Consider the following 17,845-nt stretch of genomic DNA (forward strand, 5'->3'; position numbering starts at 1 on the left):
GAACCACCCCGCCCGCCGGCCCCCGCCCGCCGCCCCGCCGGGTCAGAGGCACTGCGCGGCCGGGACGATCTTGGCGCGCATGTTCAGGTCCATCATGCGGAGCGCGGCGAAGCCGAGGTCGGGGTGGATGTGCGCGACCGCGTCCCGGACGACCTTGATCTTGAAGTGCCGGACGTAGGCGTCCAGGGCGCTGTAGAGCACGCACTGCTCGGTGACCTGCCCGGCGAGGATGACCTCCTCGACGCCCTCGCGGGAGAGCAGGTACTCCAGCGCGGTCCCGTAGAAGGCGCTGTGGCGGACCTTGGCCAGGAAGTCGCAGTCGTCCGGCGGCAGGATCGGCTCGACCAGGTCGGGGCGCTCGCCGTCCAGCGCCCGCCGGACCAGGTCGTCCCGGTCGGCGGTGAAGTCGCCGTAGTTGTCGTTGACGTAGAGCAGGCGCACGTCGTCGCGCTCGCGCGCGCGCTCGACCAGCCGCCGCAGCGGTTCGATCACCCGTTCCACGCTCGCGGTGAGCAGGCCCGCGTCCTGGTGGCCGTAGGGGTTCAGCATGTCGACGACGATCAGCGCACTGGTGCTCACGGCCCGTGCTCTGCCCGGCCAGAGCCGTCGCACACCTGGTCCGGGCGGCGCGGCGCAAGGACGCGGGTTGCCAAAGGTCGGCCGCCAGGATCGGGGATTCTCACCGGCCCCGGCCCGGCGCGGCGGGCTTATGGTTGCGGGTCGTCTCACTTGGTCGCCTTGGAAGGACGTGCGATGGACGAACCGCAGGGCCCGGCGCCGCGCTGGTGTTCATGTCGGGTGCCGGACGACGCGGGCGGTGACTCCCGGGACCACCGGCACGGCCTCAGCCGCCGGCAGGCGCTGGGCGGGCTGACGGCGGCGGGCGCGCTGGCCCTCGCGGGATGGCCCGGGTCGGCCGAGGCCGCGACGCCGGCGAAGCGTGCCGGACGGGACGTGACGATCACCGTCATGGGCACGTCCGACATCCACAGCCACGCGGTGAACTGGGACTACTACAAGGACGCCGCGTACAGCGACAGCGCGGGGAACGTGGTCGGGCTCGCGCGGGTGTCGAGCCTGGTGAAGCAGATCCGCCGCGCGCGGGGGCGGGAGCGCACGCTGCTCTTCGACGCCGGGGACACCATCCAGGGCACCCCGCTGGGCTTCTACTACGCGACCGTGGAGCCCATCACGAAGACGGGCCAGACGCACCCGATGGCGTCGCAGATGAACGCCATCGGATTCGACGCGGTGGCGCTCGGCAACCACGAGTTCAACTACGGGCTGCCGTTCCTGAACAAGTGGATCAGCCAGATGGACGCGCCGGTGCTGGCGGCCAACGCGGTGCACGCGGGCACGGACCGTCCGGCTTTCCGTCCGTACATCATCAAGCGGATGCACGTCCCGGGGCATCCGCCGATCCGGGTGGGGCTGCTGGGGCTGACGAATCCGGGCGTCGCGATCTGGGACAAGGCGAACGTGTCCGGGAAGCTCGATTTCCTGGACCTGGTCGAGACGGCCAAGAAATGGGTGCCGATCGTGCGGGCACAGGGCGTCGACGTCATGGTCGTCAGCGCGCACGCGGGCGACAGCGGACTGTCGTCGTACACGGGCGACATTCCGGTGGAGAACGCGTCCGCGATGGTCGCGCAGCAGGTCCCCGGAATCGACGCGATCCTTTTCGGGCACGCGCACATCGACGTCCCGGAACGGTTCGTCACCAACGACGCGACCGGCGAGACGGTGGTGATGAGCGAGCCGAAGTGCTGGGGCGAGCGGCTGTCGGTGTTCGACCTCACGCTGCGGCGCGAGCGGGGGCGGTGGAAGGTCGTCGGGAAGTCGGCGACGACGGTGAACACGAACACCGTGCAGGAGGACCCGGCGCTCGCCGGGCTGGTGAAGAAGCAGCACGACGCCGTGGTCGCCTATGTGAACCAGGTCGTGGCGACGTCCACCGAGGAGATGTCGGCGGCGGAGTCGTGCTGGAAGGACACCGCGATCCTCGACTACGTCAACGCGGTGCAGACCGCGAAGGTCACCGAGGCCGTGGCGGGCACCGAATACGCGTCCCTTCCGGTGGTGTCGATCGCGGCCCCGTTCAGCCGCAGCGCGACCTTTCCCGCCGGGCAGGTCACCATCAAGGACATCGCGGGGCTCTACATCTACGACAACACGCTGCTCGGCAGCGTCCTGACCGGCGCGCAGATCAAGGACTACCTCGAATACTCGGCGCGCTATTACAAGCAGGTCGCGGCCGGCGATCCCGTCGATCCGGCGTCGTGGACGAACGCCCACGACCTTCCCGACTACAACTACGACCAGTTCTCCGGCGTCACCTACGACATCGACATCGCCCAGGCGGAAGGGTCGCGGATCCGCAATCTCGCCTTCAACGGGACGGCGGTCGCCGACGACCAGAGATTCGTCGTCGCGGTGAACAACTACCGCCAGTCCGGCGGCGGGGGCTTCCCGCACATCACGACGGCGCCGGTGGTCTACAACGCCCAGGTCGCAATTCGGGAGGCGATCGTGGCGTACGCGTCCGCCGCCGGGACGATCGACCCGAAGACGTTCCACGTGGAGAACTGGAGGCTGGTCCGCGACGGCACGCCCGTCTTCTAGGTGCGGCCGCGCGCGGTGCGTGGGACCCTGGTGCCGTGACCTCGGAAGGCGGCACGGACGGCCCCCAGCGGGCCATGGGCAGGCCGCGCGCGACCTCGCCGGCCGTCCTGGAGCGGCTGGCGTTCGAGCTGTTCGCCCGCAAGGGGTTCGACGAGACCACCGTCGACGACATCGCGGCGGCGGCGGGGATCGCGCGGCGGACGTTCTTCCGCTACTTCTCCTCGAAGAACGACCTGGTGTGGGGCGACTTCGAGGGGCAGCTGCGGAGGCTGCGGGCGCTGCTCGACGAGGCGGACCCGCACGCCCCGATGATGGACGCGGTGCGCAGCGCCGTGGTCGAGTTCAACCGGTTCGACCCGCAGGACGTGCCGTGGCACCGGCAGCGGATGCAGCTGATCCTCGGGGTGCCGACCCTGCAGGCGGACGCGACGCTGCGGTACGCGTCGTGGCGGTCGGTGATCACCGCGTTCGTGGCGGAGCGCACCGGCGCGCCGGTGTCGGCGCTGGTGCCGCGGCTCGCCGGGAACGTCGTGCTGTCCGCCTGCGTCTCCGCGTACGAGTTCTGGCTGGCCTCGGGCGAGGAGACGGTGCTGGCGGACGTGCTGGACGAGGCGCTGCGGCAGGTGAGCGCGGGCCTCTCGGCGGTGCTGGACGGCGCCGGCTCGGTGTCCGCATAGCCGCAATGGCCCGGCGGGCGGGCGTCAGCCGCCGGCGCGGACGGCCCCGGCGATCACCTCGCCGATGAGGACGGCCGTGGCGGCGGGCCCGCGCAGCGGCGCGTCCGGGAGGATCGAGGTGTCGGCGACGCGGAGCCCGGTCAGGCCGTGCACGCGGCCGTGGGCGTCGACGGCGGCGCCCATCGGCACGGTCCCGCAGGTGTGCTGGGACGTGCCGAGCCGGGCGAGGATCCACGCGTCCAGCAGGGCGTCGTCGTCCAGCGGTCCGGGCGCGGGTTCGGCGGGACCGGCGGAGATGTCGCCGAGCGCGCCGATCACGGCGGCCGCCGCGCGCACCGCCTCGCGCATCCGGCGCCGGTCGGCCTCGGTCTCCAGGTAGCCGTAGGCGATCCGCGGCGGGACGTCGGGGTCGGCGGAGACGGTGCGGACCGACCCGTTCGTGCGGGGCGCCAGCACGGACACGAGGAAGGGCAGGGGCGCGCCGGGGACGGCCGCCTTCCCGCCGACCAGGCCCATGACCGGCACGAGGGACTGGAGGATCTCCAGGTCGCCCGCCGCGGCGCCGCCGGTGGACGGCAGGTGGAGGGCGCCGCCGAGCCAGGTGCCGGACGGCGGCGGCAGCGGGCGCCGCGGGGTCCATTCGACGGTGACCTGCGGATGGTCGCTGAGCGCGGCGCCGACGGCGGGCAGGTCGTGGACGGCGGGGATGCCGTGCGCGGCGAGGTCGTCGGCGGGGCCGATGCCGGACAGGTGCAGCAGGTGGGGCGAGGAGAGCGAGCCGGCGCACAGGACGATCTCGCCCGCGTCCAGCAGCGTGCGCCGCCCGCCGCGGTCGAGCACGGCCCCCGTCGCCCGGCCGCGGCGGACCACGACGGACCGCACCGCGCAGTCGCCGAGGACGGTGAGGTTGGGGCGGCGGGCCGCCTCGCCGAGGAGGTAGGCGATCCCGGTGTTGATCCGCCGGCCGTCCACGGTGTTCGACGGCACCGGCCCGAAACCGGGCGCGGCCTGGGCGTTCTTGTCGGGATCGTCGGGATGCCCGAGGGCGCGGGCGGCATCGCGGAACGCGGCGGCGGCGGGATGGCTCAGGTCGGTGCGGCGGACCGGGACCGGGCCGTCGCCGCCGTGCAGGGCGGTGGCGCCGAAGTCGAGGTCGGTCTCCAGCGCCCGCATGGCGGGCAGCACCCGGTCGTAGGACCACAGGTCGCCGTGGACGGACCAGCGGTCGAAGTCCTCGCGCCGCGCCCGGACGAAGTAGCCGCCGTTGACGGTGGTGGACCCTCCGAGGAACCGCCCGCGCGCCGCCGCGTAGGGCAGGCCGGGCGCGAGGAGGGCCGGGAACGTCCGGACGGCGGGGTTCCCCGGTTGCGCGCCGGGGACGAGGCGGGCGTCCAGCAGCCCGCCGGGGAAGTCCGCGCGCGCGGGCGGGACGGGCCCGGCCTCGGCGAGCAGCACCTCGCAGCCGGGGTCCTCGCTGAGCCGGGCCGCCAGGACGGCCCCGCTGCCGCCCGCCCCCACCACGAGGACGTCGGGCCGGCGCGGGACGGGCGTGCTCACCCGGGATTCCGGCGGATCATGGGGCGAGACCTTCCTTTATGGCACTCGATGCATTTAGTATCCGTCCAGGACCGATGGTACGAGCCGCGCCGCGCGCCGGGGCGGCCGGGCCGTCGCACGCCGCACGAAGGAGGACCCATGGAGAGCAACGCTCCGGAGAACCAGGCCGCGGAGGCCGACGACCGCGCCCAGGACGTCGACGTCGCGGAGTCGCTGATCGAGGAGGTCTCGATCGACGGCATGTGCGGCGTCTACTAGGCCGCACGCCATGACCCAGCCCGTGCCGGGCCTCGACCTCGACCGCGCCTGGGACCTGCACCCGCAGGTCTCGGTGCGGCCCGAGCCCTTCGGCGCGCTCCTCTACCACTTCGGGACGCGCAAGCTGTCGTTCCTGAAGGACCGCCGGCTGCTGGAGGTCGTGCGGTCCCTCGGGGAGGCGCCCACCGCCCGGGAGGCGTGCGCGCGCGCCGGAGTGCCCGCGGCGGACCTGCCGAGGTTCGGCGCGGCGCTCGGCGCCCTCGCCGGCTCCTCCATGCTCGTGGAAAGGACCCCATGACCACCACGACGAACCGACCCGCTCCGCAGCACGCCGCGCAGCGGTCCGGGACGCGGCTGGTCGACCTGTTCGAGTACGGGCTCGACGCGCCGATCTGCCTGACCTGGGAGCTCACCTACGCCTGCAACCTGTCGTGCGCGCACTGCCTGTCCAGCTCCGGGCGGCGCGATCCGCGCGAGCTGAGCACCGAGGAGTGCAAGGCCGTCATCGACGAGCTGGAGGCCATGCAGGTCTTCTACGTCAACATCGGCGGCGGCGAGCCGACCGTCCGGCCGGACTTCTGGGAGCTGCTGGACTACGCCACCGCGCACCACGTGGGCGTGAAGTTCTCCACCAACGGCGTCCGGATCACCCCGGAGGTCGCCGAGCGGCTCGCCGCCAACGACTACGTGGACGTGCAGATCTCGCTGGACGGCGCGACGCCCGAGGTCAACGACGCGGTCCGCGGCGCCGGCTCCTACGACACCGCGATCCGCGCGATGCGGAACCTGCGCGATGCGGGGATGAAGAACTTCAAGCTGTCGGTGGTGTGCACGCGGCACAACATCCCGCAGATGGACGCGTTCAAGGCGATCGCCGACGAGTACGGCGCGCAGCTGCGGCTGACGCGGCTGCGCCCGTCCGGCCGCGGCGCGGACGTGTGGGACGAGCTGCACCCGCGCCAGGAGCAGCAGCGCGAGCTGTACGACTGGCTGGTCGCGCACGGCGACAGCGTGCTGACCGGCGACTCGTTCTTCCACCTGTCCGCCTACGGCAAGGCGCTGCCCGGCCTGAACCTGTGCGGCGCCGGACGCGTCGTCTGCCTGATCGACCCCGTCGGCGACGTGTACGCGTGCCCGTTCGCGATCCACGACGAGTTCCTCGCGGGCAGCATCCGGCAGCCCGGCGGGTTCACCCGGGTCTGGCGCGAGTCGGACCTGTTCCAGAACCTGCGCGAGCCGCAGACCGGCGGGGCGTGCGCGTCCTGCGGCTTCTACGACACGTGCAAGGGCGGCTGCATGGCCGCCAAGTTCTTCACCGGCCTGCCGCTGGACGGCCCCGACCCCGAATGCGTGCAGGGGCACGGCGAGAAGCTGCTCGCGCAGCGTCCTGAGGACCGGGCCGGGATCCCGAAGCCGTCCGCCGACCACTCGCACCGCACCTCGCCGCCGCGCCGCCGCCCCGTGCCGGTCACGCTGCTGACCCGCCGCCCGGAGCGCCCGCCGGTGAGCGCCTGCGAGGAGAACCCGCTGGCCGGGCTGCGGCTGACCTAGCGGTTCCCCGGCGGCCGCCCGGCGGCCCGCCCACCCATCCAGGAGACATCGAGATGTTCAAGAACCCGTGGTTCGAGACCGTGGCCGAGGCGCAGCGCCGGGCCAAGCGGCGGCTGCCGCACATGGTCTACGGGGCGCTGGTCGCGGGCTCGGAGCGCGGCCGGACGATCGACGCCAACACGAAGGCGTTCGGCGACCTCGGCTTCGCGCCCCGCGTCGTCGGGCACAAGGCGGAGCGCGACCTGTCCACCACCGTGATGGGCGTGGAGACCTCCATGCCGGTGCTCATCTCCCCCACCGGCGTGCAGGCCGTGCACCCGGACGGGGAGGTGGCGGTGGCGCGCGCCGCCGCGAACCGGGGCGTCATCATGGGGCTCAGCTCGTTCGCGAGCAAGCCCGTGGAGGAGGTCGCGGAGGCCAACCCGAACGTCTTCTTCCAGATGTACTGGAGCGGCGACCGCGACGCGATGGTCCAGCGCCTCGACCGCGCGAAGAAGGCGGGCGCGAAGGCGCTGATCGCCACGCTCGACTGGTCGTTCTCCAACGGCCGGGACTGGGGCAGCCCCATGATCCCGGAGAAGATCGACTTCAGGACGGCGGCGAAGCTCGCGCCGGGCGTGCTGCCGCACCCGGGCTGGCTGTGGAAGTTCGCCAAGGAGGGCCGGATCCCGGACCTCACCACCCCGAACCTCAAGCCGCCGAACGGCCCCGCGCCGACGTTCTTCGGCGCGTACGGCGAGTGGATGCAGACGCCGCCTCCCACCTGGGAGGACGTCGCGTGGCTGCGGGAGGAGTGGGGCGGCCCGTTCCTGCTCAAGGGCGTCACCCGCGTCGACGACGCCAAGCGCGCGGTGGACGCCGGCGTGACGGCGCTGTCGGTGTCCAACCACGGCGGCAACAACCTCGACACGACGCCCGCCACGATCCGGGTGCTGCCGTCCATCGCGGAGGCGGTCGGCGACCAGATCGAGGTGCTGCTGGACGGCGGCGTGCGGCGCGGCGGCGACGTCGCCAAGGCGCTCGCGCTCGGTGCCCGCGCGGTGCTGATCGGCCGCGCCTACCTGTGGGGCCTGGCCGCGAACGGGCAGGCGGGGGTGGAGAACGTCCTGGACATCATGCGCGGCGGCCTCGACTCCGCCGTCCTCGGGCTCGGGCACTCCTCCGTCGACGAGCTGAACCCCGACGACCTGGTCATCCCGCCCGGCTTCGCGCTGACGCTGGGCGGCGGTTCTGCGGGCTGACGTGGCCGGTGCTGCGGAACTGGCGGGGGCCGCCTGGACGGACGTCCGGGCGGCCCCGCTCGTCCTGGTGCCGGTCGGGTCGACCGAGCAGCACGGCCCGCACCTGCCGCTGTCGACCGACACGGTGATCGCCGAGGCGGTCGCCGCCCGCGCGGCCGGCGCCCTGCGCCCGGACGCGGAAGGGCAGGTGCTCGTCGCGCCGGCGATCGCGTTCGGGGCGAGCGGCGAGCACGCCGGCTTCCCCGGCACGGTCTCGATCGGGCACGAGGCGCTGAAGGCGGTGCTCCTGGAGACCGTGCGGTCGCTCGCACTGTGGGCGGGACGCGTCGTCTTCGTGAACGGGCACGGCGGCAACGTCCCGACCCTCGACGCCGCCGCCGAGCAGATGCGAACAGAGGGGCACGACGCCGCCTGGGTCGGCTGCGGCGTGCCCGGCGGCGACGCGCACGCCGGGTTCACCGAGACGTCCGCGATGCTGCACCTGGCCCCTGACCTGGTGCGGCCGTTCGACGCCGTCACTGGAGACGCGCGCCCGCTGGCCGCGATCATGCCGGACCTGGTCGCGGGCGGTGTCCGCGCCGTCTCGCCGTCCGGCGTGCTCGGCGACCCCGCCGGGGCCTCCGCCGAGCGGGGCCGCGAGATCGTGGCGGCCATGGTCGCGTCGGCCGTCCGCCGGATCGCGGGCGGGCGGGCGGACGAGCGCGGGCGGCTCCTCGACCCGGCGGTCCCCCGGACATGAGCGGGCCGAAGGACCGGTTCCGGCTGCCCGACGGCCTGCCCATCGCGCTCGCCCGCGACACCTCGCTCTGGTCTGGCGGCCGCGTGGCCACCGGCGGCGCGCCGTGGAAGGTGGTCCGGCTGGCGGACGCGGCGCGCCCCCACCTGGCGGCGCTGCGCCGGGCGGGCCGCGCCGGTCTCGCCGACGGCTCGCCGCTCGGGCGGGCGCTCGCCCGCAAGCTCCTCGACCTCGGCATGGCCGACCCGCTCCCGGCGCCGCGTCCCGGGCCGCACGACGTGACGGTGGTGATCCCCGCCTACGAGCGGGCCGACGAGCTGGAACGGTCCCTGGCCGCCGTCGGGGACGTGCCGGTCGTCGTCGTGGACGACGCCTCCCCCGACCCCGAACCGCTGCGGCGGATCGCGGAGGCGTACGGGGCGCGCCTCGTCCGGCACTCCCGCAACCGGGGCCCCGCGGCGGCGCGCAACACCGGCCTGCGCCTGGTCGAGACCCGGCTCGCCGCGTTCGTCGACTCCGACTGCCGACCGATGGCGGGCTGGCTCGACGTCCTCGTCCCGCACTTCGACGATCCGCGCGTCGCCGCCGTCGCACCCCGGATCATCCCGCTGTCGGACGACACGGGGCTGCTGGCCCGCTACGAGACCGCGCGATCGGCGCTGGACATGGGCCTGCGGCCCGCGCTGGTCCGCCCCGGCGGCCGGCTCGGGTTCGTGCCGACCGCGACGCTGCTCGTGCGGGTCGCGGCCGTCCCGGACGGCCCGTTCGACGAGGACCTGCGGCTCGGCGAGGACGTCGACTTCGTGTGGCGACTGGGCGACCGGGGATGGAACGTCCGCTACGAGCCCGCCGCCCGGGTCGCGCACACGCCGCGGCTGCACCCGGTGGCCTGGGCGAAGCGGCGGCACGAGTACGGCACGTCCGCCGCCGACCTCGCGCGGCGGCATCCCGGCAGGCTCGCGCCGGCCCGTCCGTCGCTGTGGAACCTCGCGGTGCTCGCCCTGCTGGCGCGGGGACGTCCGGGCGCGGCGGCCGGTGTCGCGGGTGTGGCGGCGGCGCTGCTGGCCAGGCGGCTGTCGCGGCTGCCCGCCGACTGGAGCCTGGCCGCCGCGATCGTCGGGAAGGGCGTCGCCGCCGACGCCGCCGCGATCGGGCACGCGCTGCGCCGCGAGTGGTGGCCGCTCGGCCTGGTCGCGCTCGCCGCCTCCCGCCGCAGCCGTCTCGCCCGCGCCGCGGCGGTGGCCATGCTCGCGCCGATCGCGCTGGAATGGCTGCGGCAGCGTCCCGCCATCGACCCCGTCCGCTACACCGTCCTGCGGCTCGCGGAGGACGTCGCCTACGGGTCCGGGGTGACGGCGGCGTCCGCCCGCGCGCGCTCGGCCGCTCCCCTGCTGCCGGACGTCCGGTTCCCCGAGTCGTTCCCGTCCGTCCGGGACCGGGCGCGCGAGGCCGCCGGACGGTGGATCGCGGCCGTCCGCCCGGCCGGCCGCGATCCGCGCTGAGCTCAGCGGTTCAGCGCACCGAGGTCCACGGGCAACTGGGCGCCGGTGATGTACTTGCCCTCGTCGGACGCCAGGAACGCCACGATGTTCGCGATGTCCTCGGCCTCGACCATCTCGTAGGGCAGCGTCGCCATGTAGATGGGCGCGAGCATCGGGGCCTGCTCCAGCAGCTCGGTCATCTTCCCGGCGGTCATGCCGGTCCGCACCCCGTGCGGATGGACGGTGTTGACCCGGATGTCGTGCTCGCCCAGCTCGTTGGCCAGCACCTTCGCCAGGCCCACGACACCGTGCTTGGACGAGGCGTAGTGGGCGAGGAACGGCAGCCCCTTCAGGCCGGCCACCGAGCTCGTGATGATGATCGAACCGCCCTGGCCCTGCTCGATGAGCGTCGGCACGGTCGCCTTGACCGTCTTCCACACCCCCGTGAGGTTGGTGTCGATGACGTCCTGCCACTGCTCCTCGTCGAGCTCCCAGGTGCGGCCGTAGTTCACGATCCCGGCGTTGGCCACCACGACGTCCAGCCGGCCGAGCTCGGCGACGCCCTCGCCGACGGCCGCCTGGAGCGCGGCGAGGTCGCGCACGTCCGCCTTGCGGGCCACCACCCGGCGTCCCTGCGCCTCCACCAGCTTGGCGGTCTCGTCCAGGTCGGACTGGGCGGAGGGCTCGTAGGGGACGTACGAGCTGGCCGACCCCACGAGGTCGACCGCGATGATGTCGGCGCCCTCGGACGCGAGCCGGACGGCCTCCGCGCGCCCCTGCCCGCGCGCCGCGCCGGTGATGAAAGCGACCTTGCCTGCCAAACGCGCCATGGCTTCTTCCTCCACATGGGTCAAGACCCGGCGACGCAGGGTGGAAGGCCTTTTCGGGCGGACAACGGCTGCGCTGCCATCGGGCCGATAAGCGGTCGACAGCCATAGTGGCACTGAGTGTCAAAAGGGGCAAGGGTTCACTTGCGCCGCATCACCGCCGGTCACGAGCCCGTCACGGGCACGACGCGGGGCGCGACCCTGAGCCCGGCGCGGGCGCGGCCTTGAGCCCGCCACCGCCACCGGCGCCGACAGCACGGTGGCGATGGCGGGGGCCGGGCCCCGGCGGCCGGAGGTTCCCCCCGGATCCCCGGCCGCCGTCCGGCGGACCGCGCGGGAACACCGGTGGGGCGGCCCGCCCGGAGGCATCCGCCGTGCGACCGCGCGCGGCGCGTCGTCGCCCGTCCGACCGGACGGCCCGTCACTCCCCATACCGGGACGGCCCGTACCCCCGTGCGGCCGATGCCCATCCTGGCGGAGGCGGCGGTGTCCGCCATCGGTAGATGAACCGATTCCGGGTACCGATTCCCGTCGCCTTCCGTAGCACCCCGACTACACTTCAGGAGTCCCCTCTGGTTGCCGGGCGTCCGGCGGGAACTGACTCGGAGACGGCGTGGCGCTGAATGTGACGCTGGAACGGCAGACGGGAAGACTCCCCGCGGAGTTCACCAGCTTCGTCGGGCGGAAGGCGGAGCTCCACCAGGTCAGGCGGCTGATCGACGGGCACCGGCTGGTCACCCTGACCGGCCCGGGCGGGGTCGGCAAGACCAGGCTCGCGGTCCGCACCGCGACCCGCGCGCGCGACGCGTTCGACGGCGGCGTGTACTTCGTCGCCCTCTCCGGCCTCACCGAGCCGTCGCTGCTGGCCCAGGCGGTCTGCGACGCGCTCGGCCTCGTCGAGCAGGGCGGCGAGCCCGCCGCGTCCCGGCTGGCCGACCATCTCGCCGACCGGCGCGTCCTGATCGTCCTCGACACCTGCGAGCACCTCCTCGACGAGTGCGCCGCGCTGACCGAGGCGCTGCTGCGCAGCGCCCCCGGGCTGCGCGTGCTCGCGACCAGCCGCCAGCCGCTCGACGTGCTCGGCGAGCACACCATCGCGGTCGCGCCGCTCGGCCGACCGGAGCCCGGCCGCGCCGATGCCGCGGACGGCGAGGAGTGCGACTCGGTCAAGCTGTTCGCCGAGCGCGCCGCCGCGGCCGTCCAGGGCTGGACGCTCACCCGCGGCAACCGCGACGCCGTCGTCCGGCTCTGCGACCGGCTCGACGGGATCCCGCTCGCCATCGAGCTGGCCGCGGTGCAGCTGCGGACGTTCTCGGCCGACCAGGTGCTGAAGCGGCTCGGCACCCGGCTGTTCCAGGCCCGCGGCGTGCGCACGAGCGTCCCGCGGCACCAGACGCTGCGCGCCGCGATCGACTGGAGCCACGCGCTGTGCTCGGCCGGCGAGCGGCTGCTGTGGGCGCGGCTGTCGGTGTTCGCCGGCGACTTCGAGCTCGACGCCGCCGAGCACGTCTGCTCCGGCGACGACCTGCCCGCCGAGCACGTCGTCGAGCTGCTCACCGGGCTGGTGGACAAGTCGATCGTGCAGCGCGCCGACCGCGGCGGCCAGGTGCGCTACCGGATGCTCGACAGCCTGCGGGAGTACGGCGTCGAGCGGCTCGCCGCGCAGGGCGGCGAGACGCTGCTCAGGAAGCGCTGCTTCGACTGGTACGCCGGGCGGCTCCGGACCGCCCGCGCCGAGCTGGCCGGCGCCGGGCAGGTCGGGTGGCTCGCCTGGTTCGGCAGCGAGCGCGCCAACATCCGCGCGCTGCTCGGCTACGTCCTGCCGACGGCGGAGACCGCGACGATCCGGGACGCGATGGAGGCGCTCGGCCGGCTCTGGATGCTGCACGGCATGGCGGGCGAGTGCCGGCACTGGATGGACCGGCTGCTGGAGACCCGCGACACCACCGGCGAAGGCTGGTCGGGCTTCCTCGGCGTCGCGGCCCTGACCATGGTCCTGCAGGACGACCTCGGCGCGGCCGGGGAGCTGCTCGACCGGGCGCTGGTGCAGGCGCGGGCGGAGGGCGACGACGACACGGCCGCCCTGATCGTCTCGTGCCAGGGGGTCGCGGCGCTGTTCGCCGGCGACGTCGACCTGGCGCTGCGGCTGCTCGGCGCCGCCGACGAGGTGAGCGGCGACGACGCCGCCGGCGACGTGCTGTTCCTGCTCGTCGAGGTCTTCCGCGGCGTCGCGTACCTGTTCAAGGGCGACTACCCGGCGGCCGTCGCGCACGCCGGGCAGGGCGCGCGGACCGGCGAGGAGCACGGCGAGCTGTGGGTGCGCTCCTACGGCATGCTCGTGTGCGGGCTGGCGCTGTGGCTCGCGGGCGACCTCGCCGCGTCCCTCGAACGGCTCTGCCGGTCGCTGCGGATCAAGCGCGACCTCGGCGACGAGCTCGGCATGACGCTCGGGCTGGAGGCGATCGCCGGGTGCCTGTGCAGCGGCGGCGAGTACGTCCGCGCGGTCCGGCTCCTCGGCGCCGCCGACCGGATGCGCGAGTCGACCCAGACCGCGTGGTTCGGCCCGCACCACGCGATGCTGCGCGAGATCCACACCGGCAAGGCCATGGAGGCGCTCGGCGAGCGGCGGTACCGCGCGGCGTTCGAGGAGGGCGGGCGGCTCGCGCCCGCGCACGCGATCCGGGACGCGCTCGGCGAGCCCCCCGTCCCCGAGGACCCCGCGGACGCGCCCGCGGCGGACGCCTGCCCGCTCACCGAGCGCGAGCTACAGGTGGCGGCGCTGGTGGCGGAGGGGCTGTCGAACCGCGACATCGCCGAGCGGCTGACGATCGCGAAACGCACCGCCGACTCGCACATCGAGCACATCCTGTCCAAGCTCGGCTTCTCCTCGCGCGCCCAGATCGCCGTCTGGATCACCGAGCAGGAGTCCTGACCCGGACGAGCGGCGGTTCACCCCCCCGGCCCCGGTGCGTGTGCTCTCGATCACCGAGGGTAGGGCGTGATCAGCACGTCGATGCCGATCGGGGGGTCAGCGGTGATGACGACGGTTCGGGCGGCCGCGCGCAGCCGGACGGGCGGGACGGGCGGGATGGGCGCGGCGGGGCGGCGGGCCTGACGTGCAGGGGTTCTCCACCGCGACGGTCTACGAGGGGCCGCTGGCGGAGGTCCCGCCGGACGGGCTGCGGAAGATCTGGCTCTGGGCCGTCCTGATCGCGGTCGGCGGGTTCCTGTTCGGGTTCGACACCGGCGTGATCTCCGGGGCGCTGCTCTACATCAAGACCGACTTCGGGCTGAACTCGTTCGAGCAGTCCAGCGTGGTCAGCGTCCTGGTGCTGGGCGCGATGGCGGGCGCGATGGGATCGGGCCGCATCGCCGACCGGATCGGGCGCCGCCGGATCCTCGGCCTGGAAGGGCTGGTGTTCCTGGTCGGGACGGTCATCGCCGTCCTGTCCACCGGCTACGCGATGCTCGTGGCCGGCCGGCTCGTCCTCGGCCTCGCGGTCGGCGGCGCGTCGGCGACCGTGCCGGTGTACCTCTCGGAGATCTCCCCCAAGGAGATCAGGGGCCGCACCCTGACCCTCAACCAGCTGCTCATCACGATCGGCATCCTGGTCGCCTACCTGACCAACCTCGCGTTCTCCGGGGTCGGCGACTGGCGGGCCATGATCGGCGTCGGCGCGGTGCCCGCCGCGGTGATCGTCGTCGCGTCGCTGTGGGTGCTGCCGGAGTCGGCCGCCTGGCTCGCCGCGCGCGGCGAACGCGACGAGGCGCGGCGGCTGGTCGCGTCCGTCACCAACGAGGCCACCGCCGACCGGCTCCTCGACCGCTACGACCGCGACCGGGCCCGGCAGGACGACGGCCGCACCGGATGGCGGACCCTGCTCGCCGCCGACGTCCGGCCCGCGCTCGTCGTCGGCCTGACGCTGGCCGCCGTCCAGCAGTTCGGCGGCATCAACACGATCATCTACTACGCCCCGACGATCATCGAGGAGACCGGGCTGACCGCGTCCAACTCGATCGTCTACTCCATTGCCATCGGCGTCATCAACCTGGTGATGACGCTGGTCGCGATCCGCGTCATCGACCGGGCGGGGCGCCGCCCGCTGCTGCTGTTCTCGCTCGGCGCGATGACGGTGATGATGGCGCTGCTCGGACTGTCGTTCGTCGCGGGCTGGTCGTCCGGGCTGTCGCTGGTGTTCATGGTGCTGTACATCGCCGGCTACGCGGTCGGCACCGGGCCGGTGTTCTGGACGCTGATCGGCGAGATCTTCCCGCCGCGCGCCCGCGCCGCCGGGTCCAGCGCGTCCACCGCGGTGAACTGGCTGGCGAACTTCGTCGTCAGCCTGGTCTTCCTGCCGATCGCGGGCGTCCTCGGGCAGGGCGAGACGTTCTGGATCTTCGCGGTGATCGCGGGGCTCGGCTGGGTCTTCGTGAGCCGCTTCGTCCCGGAGACCAAGGAGCGCGACTTCACCGAGGTCGACGCCGACCTGCGGTCCCGGTTCGGGGAACGCGCCCCCGCCTGACGGCGGTCAGGCGGTGAGCCGCTCCCAGTGGCGCCGGACCTCGGCCCAGGGGAAGCGCGGACCGGGATCGATGCGGCGCCGCACCAGAACCTCCGGGTCGTCGGACGCGGGGATCAGCTCCCGGTCCAGGTCGCTGTGGCGCACCAGGCGCGCGAGCGAGGGGTGGGTCTCCGTGAGGACGGTCAGCAGGGCCATGAGCGCGGCCGTCTGCTCCGGCGGGAAGTCCTCGGTGGGGACCTGCGACCGCGAATGGAAATGGTCGGGATGGCGGCCGGTGTTGACCAGCTCGATCCCGATCGACGGGGTGTTGTGGCCCGCGGCGTGCGCGGCGACCCGGTCGAGCGGCACGAAGCGGTGGCAGCTCCCGTCGCGGTCCACGTAGAGGTGGCCGCACACCCCGGTCCCGTCGTCCTTCCCGTCCGCGCTCCGCTCGGCGTACTCCCAGGCCTCCGACAGCGTCGGGATCTCCGTGGCGTGCAGCACGACGGTCGTGATGGACTCCGGCGACCGCCGCTCCAGCGACCCCCACCAGGAGACGAGCCGGTCGTCCACGGGCGGACCTGCGGGCGCGGTCATGATCCCCATGCTAACGAGCCCGGCGCCGGTCACGCGTCCGGCTCAGCCGAGCCGTCCTCGTCGTCGGCGCCGGTCAGGCGCGCGCTCAGGCGGTGCGAGACACGGACGTCGCGGTAGGTGGTGTTCCGCTTCACGGGGCGGGGCAGGTTCCGCCGGTCGGTGCTCGCCCCCGACTCGCCCTCCGGTTCGGCGCCCGCCCGCTCCTCGACGTCCGGCGTCTCGTGGAAGACGAGTTCGTCCGCCTTCACCGAGGCGCTGATCTCCACGTCCGGTTCGCGCATCGCTCCTCCTCACATCCCCGGCAGGCGCTTGAGAACGCCCCCGATCAGGTCCCGGCCGGCGCGGACGGATTTCCTGGTCAGCGCCGCCGCCAACTCGCCCGCCCCCAGGTCATCGGCCCTCTCCGAAACGTCCCACCCCACCCGCCGCCCCCGCCCGTCCCGCCACTCGCGCGGGCCGCGCCGCTCGCCCTCGTCGCGCCGCCCGCGCGGGCCGCGCCACTCGCCCTCGTCGCGCCCCTCGCGCTCGTCGCGCCACTCGCGCTCGTCCCGCCACTCGCGCGGGCCGCGCCGCTCGCCCTCGTCGCGCCTCTCGCGCTCGTCGCGCCGCTCCCGCTCGTCCCGCCACTCGCGGTGGGCGCGTCGCTCCCGCTCGTCGCGCCACTCGTAGGGGGCGCGCCGCTCGCGCTCGTCGCGCCACTCGTACGGGTCGCGCCGCTCGTGCGGGTCGCGCCGCTCGTGCGGGTCGCGCCGCTCGCGGGGGGCGCGCCACTCGTGCAGGTCGCGCCGCTCCCCCTTGTCTCGCCGCTCGCGCTCATCCCAGCGCTCGTGCGGGTCGCGCCGCTCTCGGTCGTCTCGCCGCTCGCGCTCACCGCGCCATTCACGCGGGTCGCGCTGCTCGTGGTGGTCGCGGCGCTCGTGCTCGTCCCAGGGTTCGTGGGGGGCGCGTCGCTCCCGGCGGTCTCGTGGCTCGGGCCGTGGGCCGGGGGCGGGTGGTGGCGGGGCGGGGCGTGGGCGTTCCGGGCCGGGTTCGCGCCCGACGTGCGGGCGGCGGGGCGGCCTCCGGGCATCGACCCCGTTCCGCGCGCGCCCTGCGCCGCCGCCCGGGTCGTGGACCTGCCGGCCGGCGTCCCCGCCCTCGATGGCCCGGCCCGCTCCACCGCCGGCGTCGTCCACGGCGCGCGCGGTGCCCGGCCCGGCGTCCCGGAGCGCGCCGCCGGCGCCCCCGCCGAGCCCGCCCGCCGCCGCGCCGGCACCGCGCGCCGTCCCGGCGAGGAGGCCGGGGTTCGCGTCGACCGTCCCCAGCACCCGGTCGATGATCCGCGCGACGTTGTCGAGCCGCACCTTGAGCGTCGCCTGCGCCTCCACGCCCCGGAGGGTGAGGCTGACCCGGCCGAGGTCGACGTCCGCGCCGACGCCGAGGGAGAGCACGTCGAGCACGGCGGCGTGCAGCGACACGTCGGCGCGCAGCTCCTCGACCTCGATCTCGACCTCGTCGACCTTGACGACCGGGACGTCCAGCAGGACGTCGGGGTCCTCGCCGGGCGCGCCGCCTGCGGGCGGCTGGTTCATGGCTTCTCCTCGGTGCGCGCGTGCGGCCGTTCCGGACGTCCCTTACCGGCCAGGGCGGCGCGAACCCTGGACGGCGCCCGGTTTTGCCCGGATATGGCGAGGAGATGCCGCGGCCTTCGAGATCCGGCGCGCCGGGCGTCCCGCCGGCGGCCCCCGGCAGTTCCGCAGAGCGGCGTGTAGGGCAACAGGTGAAGGGTGGGCGGGTAGAACTCGGTGTGCACCCTC

Annotated in this window: 16 protein-coding genes; 10 read left to right on the forward strand and 6 right to left on the reverse strand. The window is 74.3% G+C overall.

Going from position 1 to position 17,845, the window contains the following annotated elements; genetic code table 11:
• Window positions 1-42: 42 nt before the first annotated feature.
• Window positions 43-579: an isochorismatase family cysteine hydrolase gene (locus AB0C78_RS21955; RefSeq protein ID WP_360750662.1), complete on the reverse strand. Its 537-nt coding sequence runs from the start codon at window positions 577-579 to the stop codon at window positions 43-45.
• Between the two features lie 174 nt (window positions 580-753).
• On the opposite strand from AB0C78_RS21955, the gene AB0C78_RS21960 reads away from it, so the two are divergent.
• Entirely contained in the window at window positions 754-2,622 is a 1,869-nt protein-coding gene (locus AB0C78_RS21960; RefSeq protein ID WP_360750664.1) for a 5'-nucleotidase C-terminal domain-containing protein, read from the forward strand.
• A gap of 35 nt (window positions 2,623-2,657) precedes the next feature.
• The gene (gene mftR / locus AB0C78_RS21965; protein WP_360750666.1) at window positions 2,658-3,299 is read left to right on the forward strand and encodes a mycofactocin system transcriptional regulator; all 642 of its coding nucleotides are present in this window, start codon (window positions 2,658-2,660) and stop codon (window positions 3,297-3,299) included.
• A gap of 24 nt (window positions 3,300-3,323) precedes the next feature.
• Here mftR and mftG read toward each other — a convergent pair whose 3' ends face one another.
• Window positions 3,324-4,856, reverse strand: a complete 1,533-nt coding sequence (gene mftG / locus AB0C78_RS21970) for a mycofactocin system GMC family oxidoreductase MftG (protein ID WP_360750668.1) — start codon at window positions 4,854-4,856, stop codon at window positions 3,324-3,326.
• 138 nt (window positions 4,857-4,994) lie between these two features.
• Between mftG and mftA the strand changes: the two genes are divergently transcribed.
• The 6 genes from mftA to mftF are packed head-to-tail and all read left to right on the forward strand — an operon-like array spanning window position 4,995 to window position 10,144.
• A complete protein-coding gene (mftA, locus tag AB0C78_RS21975; protein ID WP_192808759.1) occupies window positions 4,995-5,114 on the forward strand; it encodes a mycofactocin precursor MftA in 120 nt (39 codons plus the stop codon).
• A gap of 10 nt (window positions 5,115-5,124) precedes the next feature.
• Window positions 5,125-5,412 (forward strand): mycofactocin biosynthesis chaperone MftB, encoded by a 288-nt coding sequence (gene mftB, locus AB0C78_RS21980; RefSeq protein ID WP_360750670.1) that lies wholly within the window; start codon window positions 5,125-5,127, stop codon window positions 5,410-5,412.
• Complete coding sequence (gene mftC, locus AB0C78_RS21985) at window positions 5,409-6,665, forward strand: mycofactocin radical SAM maturase (protein ID WP_360750672.1); 1,257 nt, start codon at window positions 5,409-5,411, stop codon at window positions 6,663-6,665. The genes mftB and mftC overlap by 4 nt, the downstream gene beginning before the upstream one ends.
• Window positions 6,666-6,718: 53 nt before the next feature.
• Window positions 6,719-7,906 carry a pre-mycofactocin synthase MftD gene (gene mftD, locus AB0C78_RS21990; RefSeq protein ID WP_151540282.1) on the forward strand — a complete coding sequence of 396 codons (1,188 nt, stop codon included), beginning with the start codon at window positions 6,719-6,721 and terminating at the stop codon, window positions 7,904-7,906.
• A gap of 1 nt (window position 7,907) precedes the next feature.
• Window positions 7,908-8,645, forward strand: coding sequence for a mycofactocin biosynthesis peptidyl-dipeptidase MftE (mftE, locus tag AB0C78_RS21995; protein WP_360750674.1), 738 nt, complete (start codon window positions 7,908-7,910; stop codon window positions 8,643-8,645).
• Window positions 8,642-10,144 carry a mycofactocin biosynthesis glycosyltransferase MftF gene (gene mftF / locus AB0C78_RS22000; protein ID WP_360750676.1) on the forward strand — a complete coding sequence of 501 codons (1,503 nt, stop codon included), beginning with the start codon at window positions 8,642-8,644 and terminating at the stop codon, window positions 10,142-10,144. Before mftE ends, mftF begins: the two co-directional genes overlap by 4 nt.
• Window positions 10,145-10,146: 2 nt before the next feature.
• Here the strand turns inward: mftF and AB0C78_RS22005 are convergent, their stop codons facing one another.
• Complete coding sequence (locus AB0C78_RS22005) at window positions 10,147-10,953, reverse strand: mycofactocin-coupled SDR family oxidoreductase (RefSeq protein WP_360750678.1); 807 nt, start codon at window positions 10,951-10,953, stop codon at window positions 10,147-10,149.
• Window positions 10,954-11,563: 610 nt separating this feature from the next.
• On the opposite strand from AB0C78_RS22005, the gene AB0C78_RS22010 reads away from it, so the two are divergent.
• Together AB0C78_RS22010 and AB0C78_RS22015 are read left to right on the forward strand one after the other, a co-directional pair.
• The gene (locus tag AB0C78_RS22010) at window positions 11,564-13,882 is read left to right on the forward strand and encodes a LuxR C-terminal-related transcriptional regulator (RefSeq protein WP_360750680.1); all 2,319 of its coding nucleotides are present in this window, start codon (window positions 11,564-11,566) and stop codon (window positions 13,880-13,882) included.
• 184 nt (window positions 13,883-14,066) lie between these two features.
• Complete coding sequence (locus AB0C78_RS22015; protein ID WP_360750682.1) at window positions 14,067-15,473, forward strand: sugar porter family MFS transporter; 1,407 nt, start codon at window positions 14,067-14,069, stop codon at window positions 15,471-15,473.
• 6 nt (window positions 15,474-15,479) lie between these two features.
• On the opposite strand, the gene AB0C78_RS22020 is transcribed toward AB0C78_RS22015, so the two are convergent.
• The 3 genes from AB0C78_RS22020 to AB0C78_RS22030 are packed head-to-tail and all read right to left on the reverse strand — an operon-like array spanning window position 15,480 to window position 17,620.
• Window positions 15,480-16,049 (reverse strand): N-acetylmuramoyl-L-alanine amidase, encoded by a 570-nt coding sequence (locus AB0C78_RS22020; RefSeq protein ID WP_360750684.1) that lies wholly within the window; start codon window positions 16,047-16,049, stop codon window positions 15,480-15,482.
• A 29-nt stretch (window positions 16,050-16,078) separates the two neighbouring features.
• Window positions 16,079-16,330, reverse strand: a complete 252-nt coding sequence (locus AB0C78_RS22025; RefSeq protein WP_360750686.1) for a hypothetical protein — start codon at window positions 16,328-16,330, stop codon at window positions 16,079-16,081.
• A gap of 9 nt (window positions 16,331-16,339) precedes the next feature.
• Window positions 16,340-17,620 (reverse strand): hypothetical protein, encoded by a 1,281-nt coding sequence (locus AB0C78_RS22030; RefSeq protein ID WP_360750688.1) that lies wholly within the window; start codon window positions 17,618-17,620, stop codon window positions 16,340-16,342.
• Window positions 17,621-17,845: the final 225 nt, after the last annotated feature.

The organism is Actinomadura sp. NPDC048394 (assembly GCF_040651755.1).
GTDB lineage: Bacteria > Actinomycetota > Actinomycetes > Streptosporangiales > Streptosporangiaceae > Spirillospora > Spirillospora montaniterrae.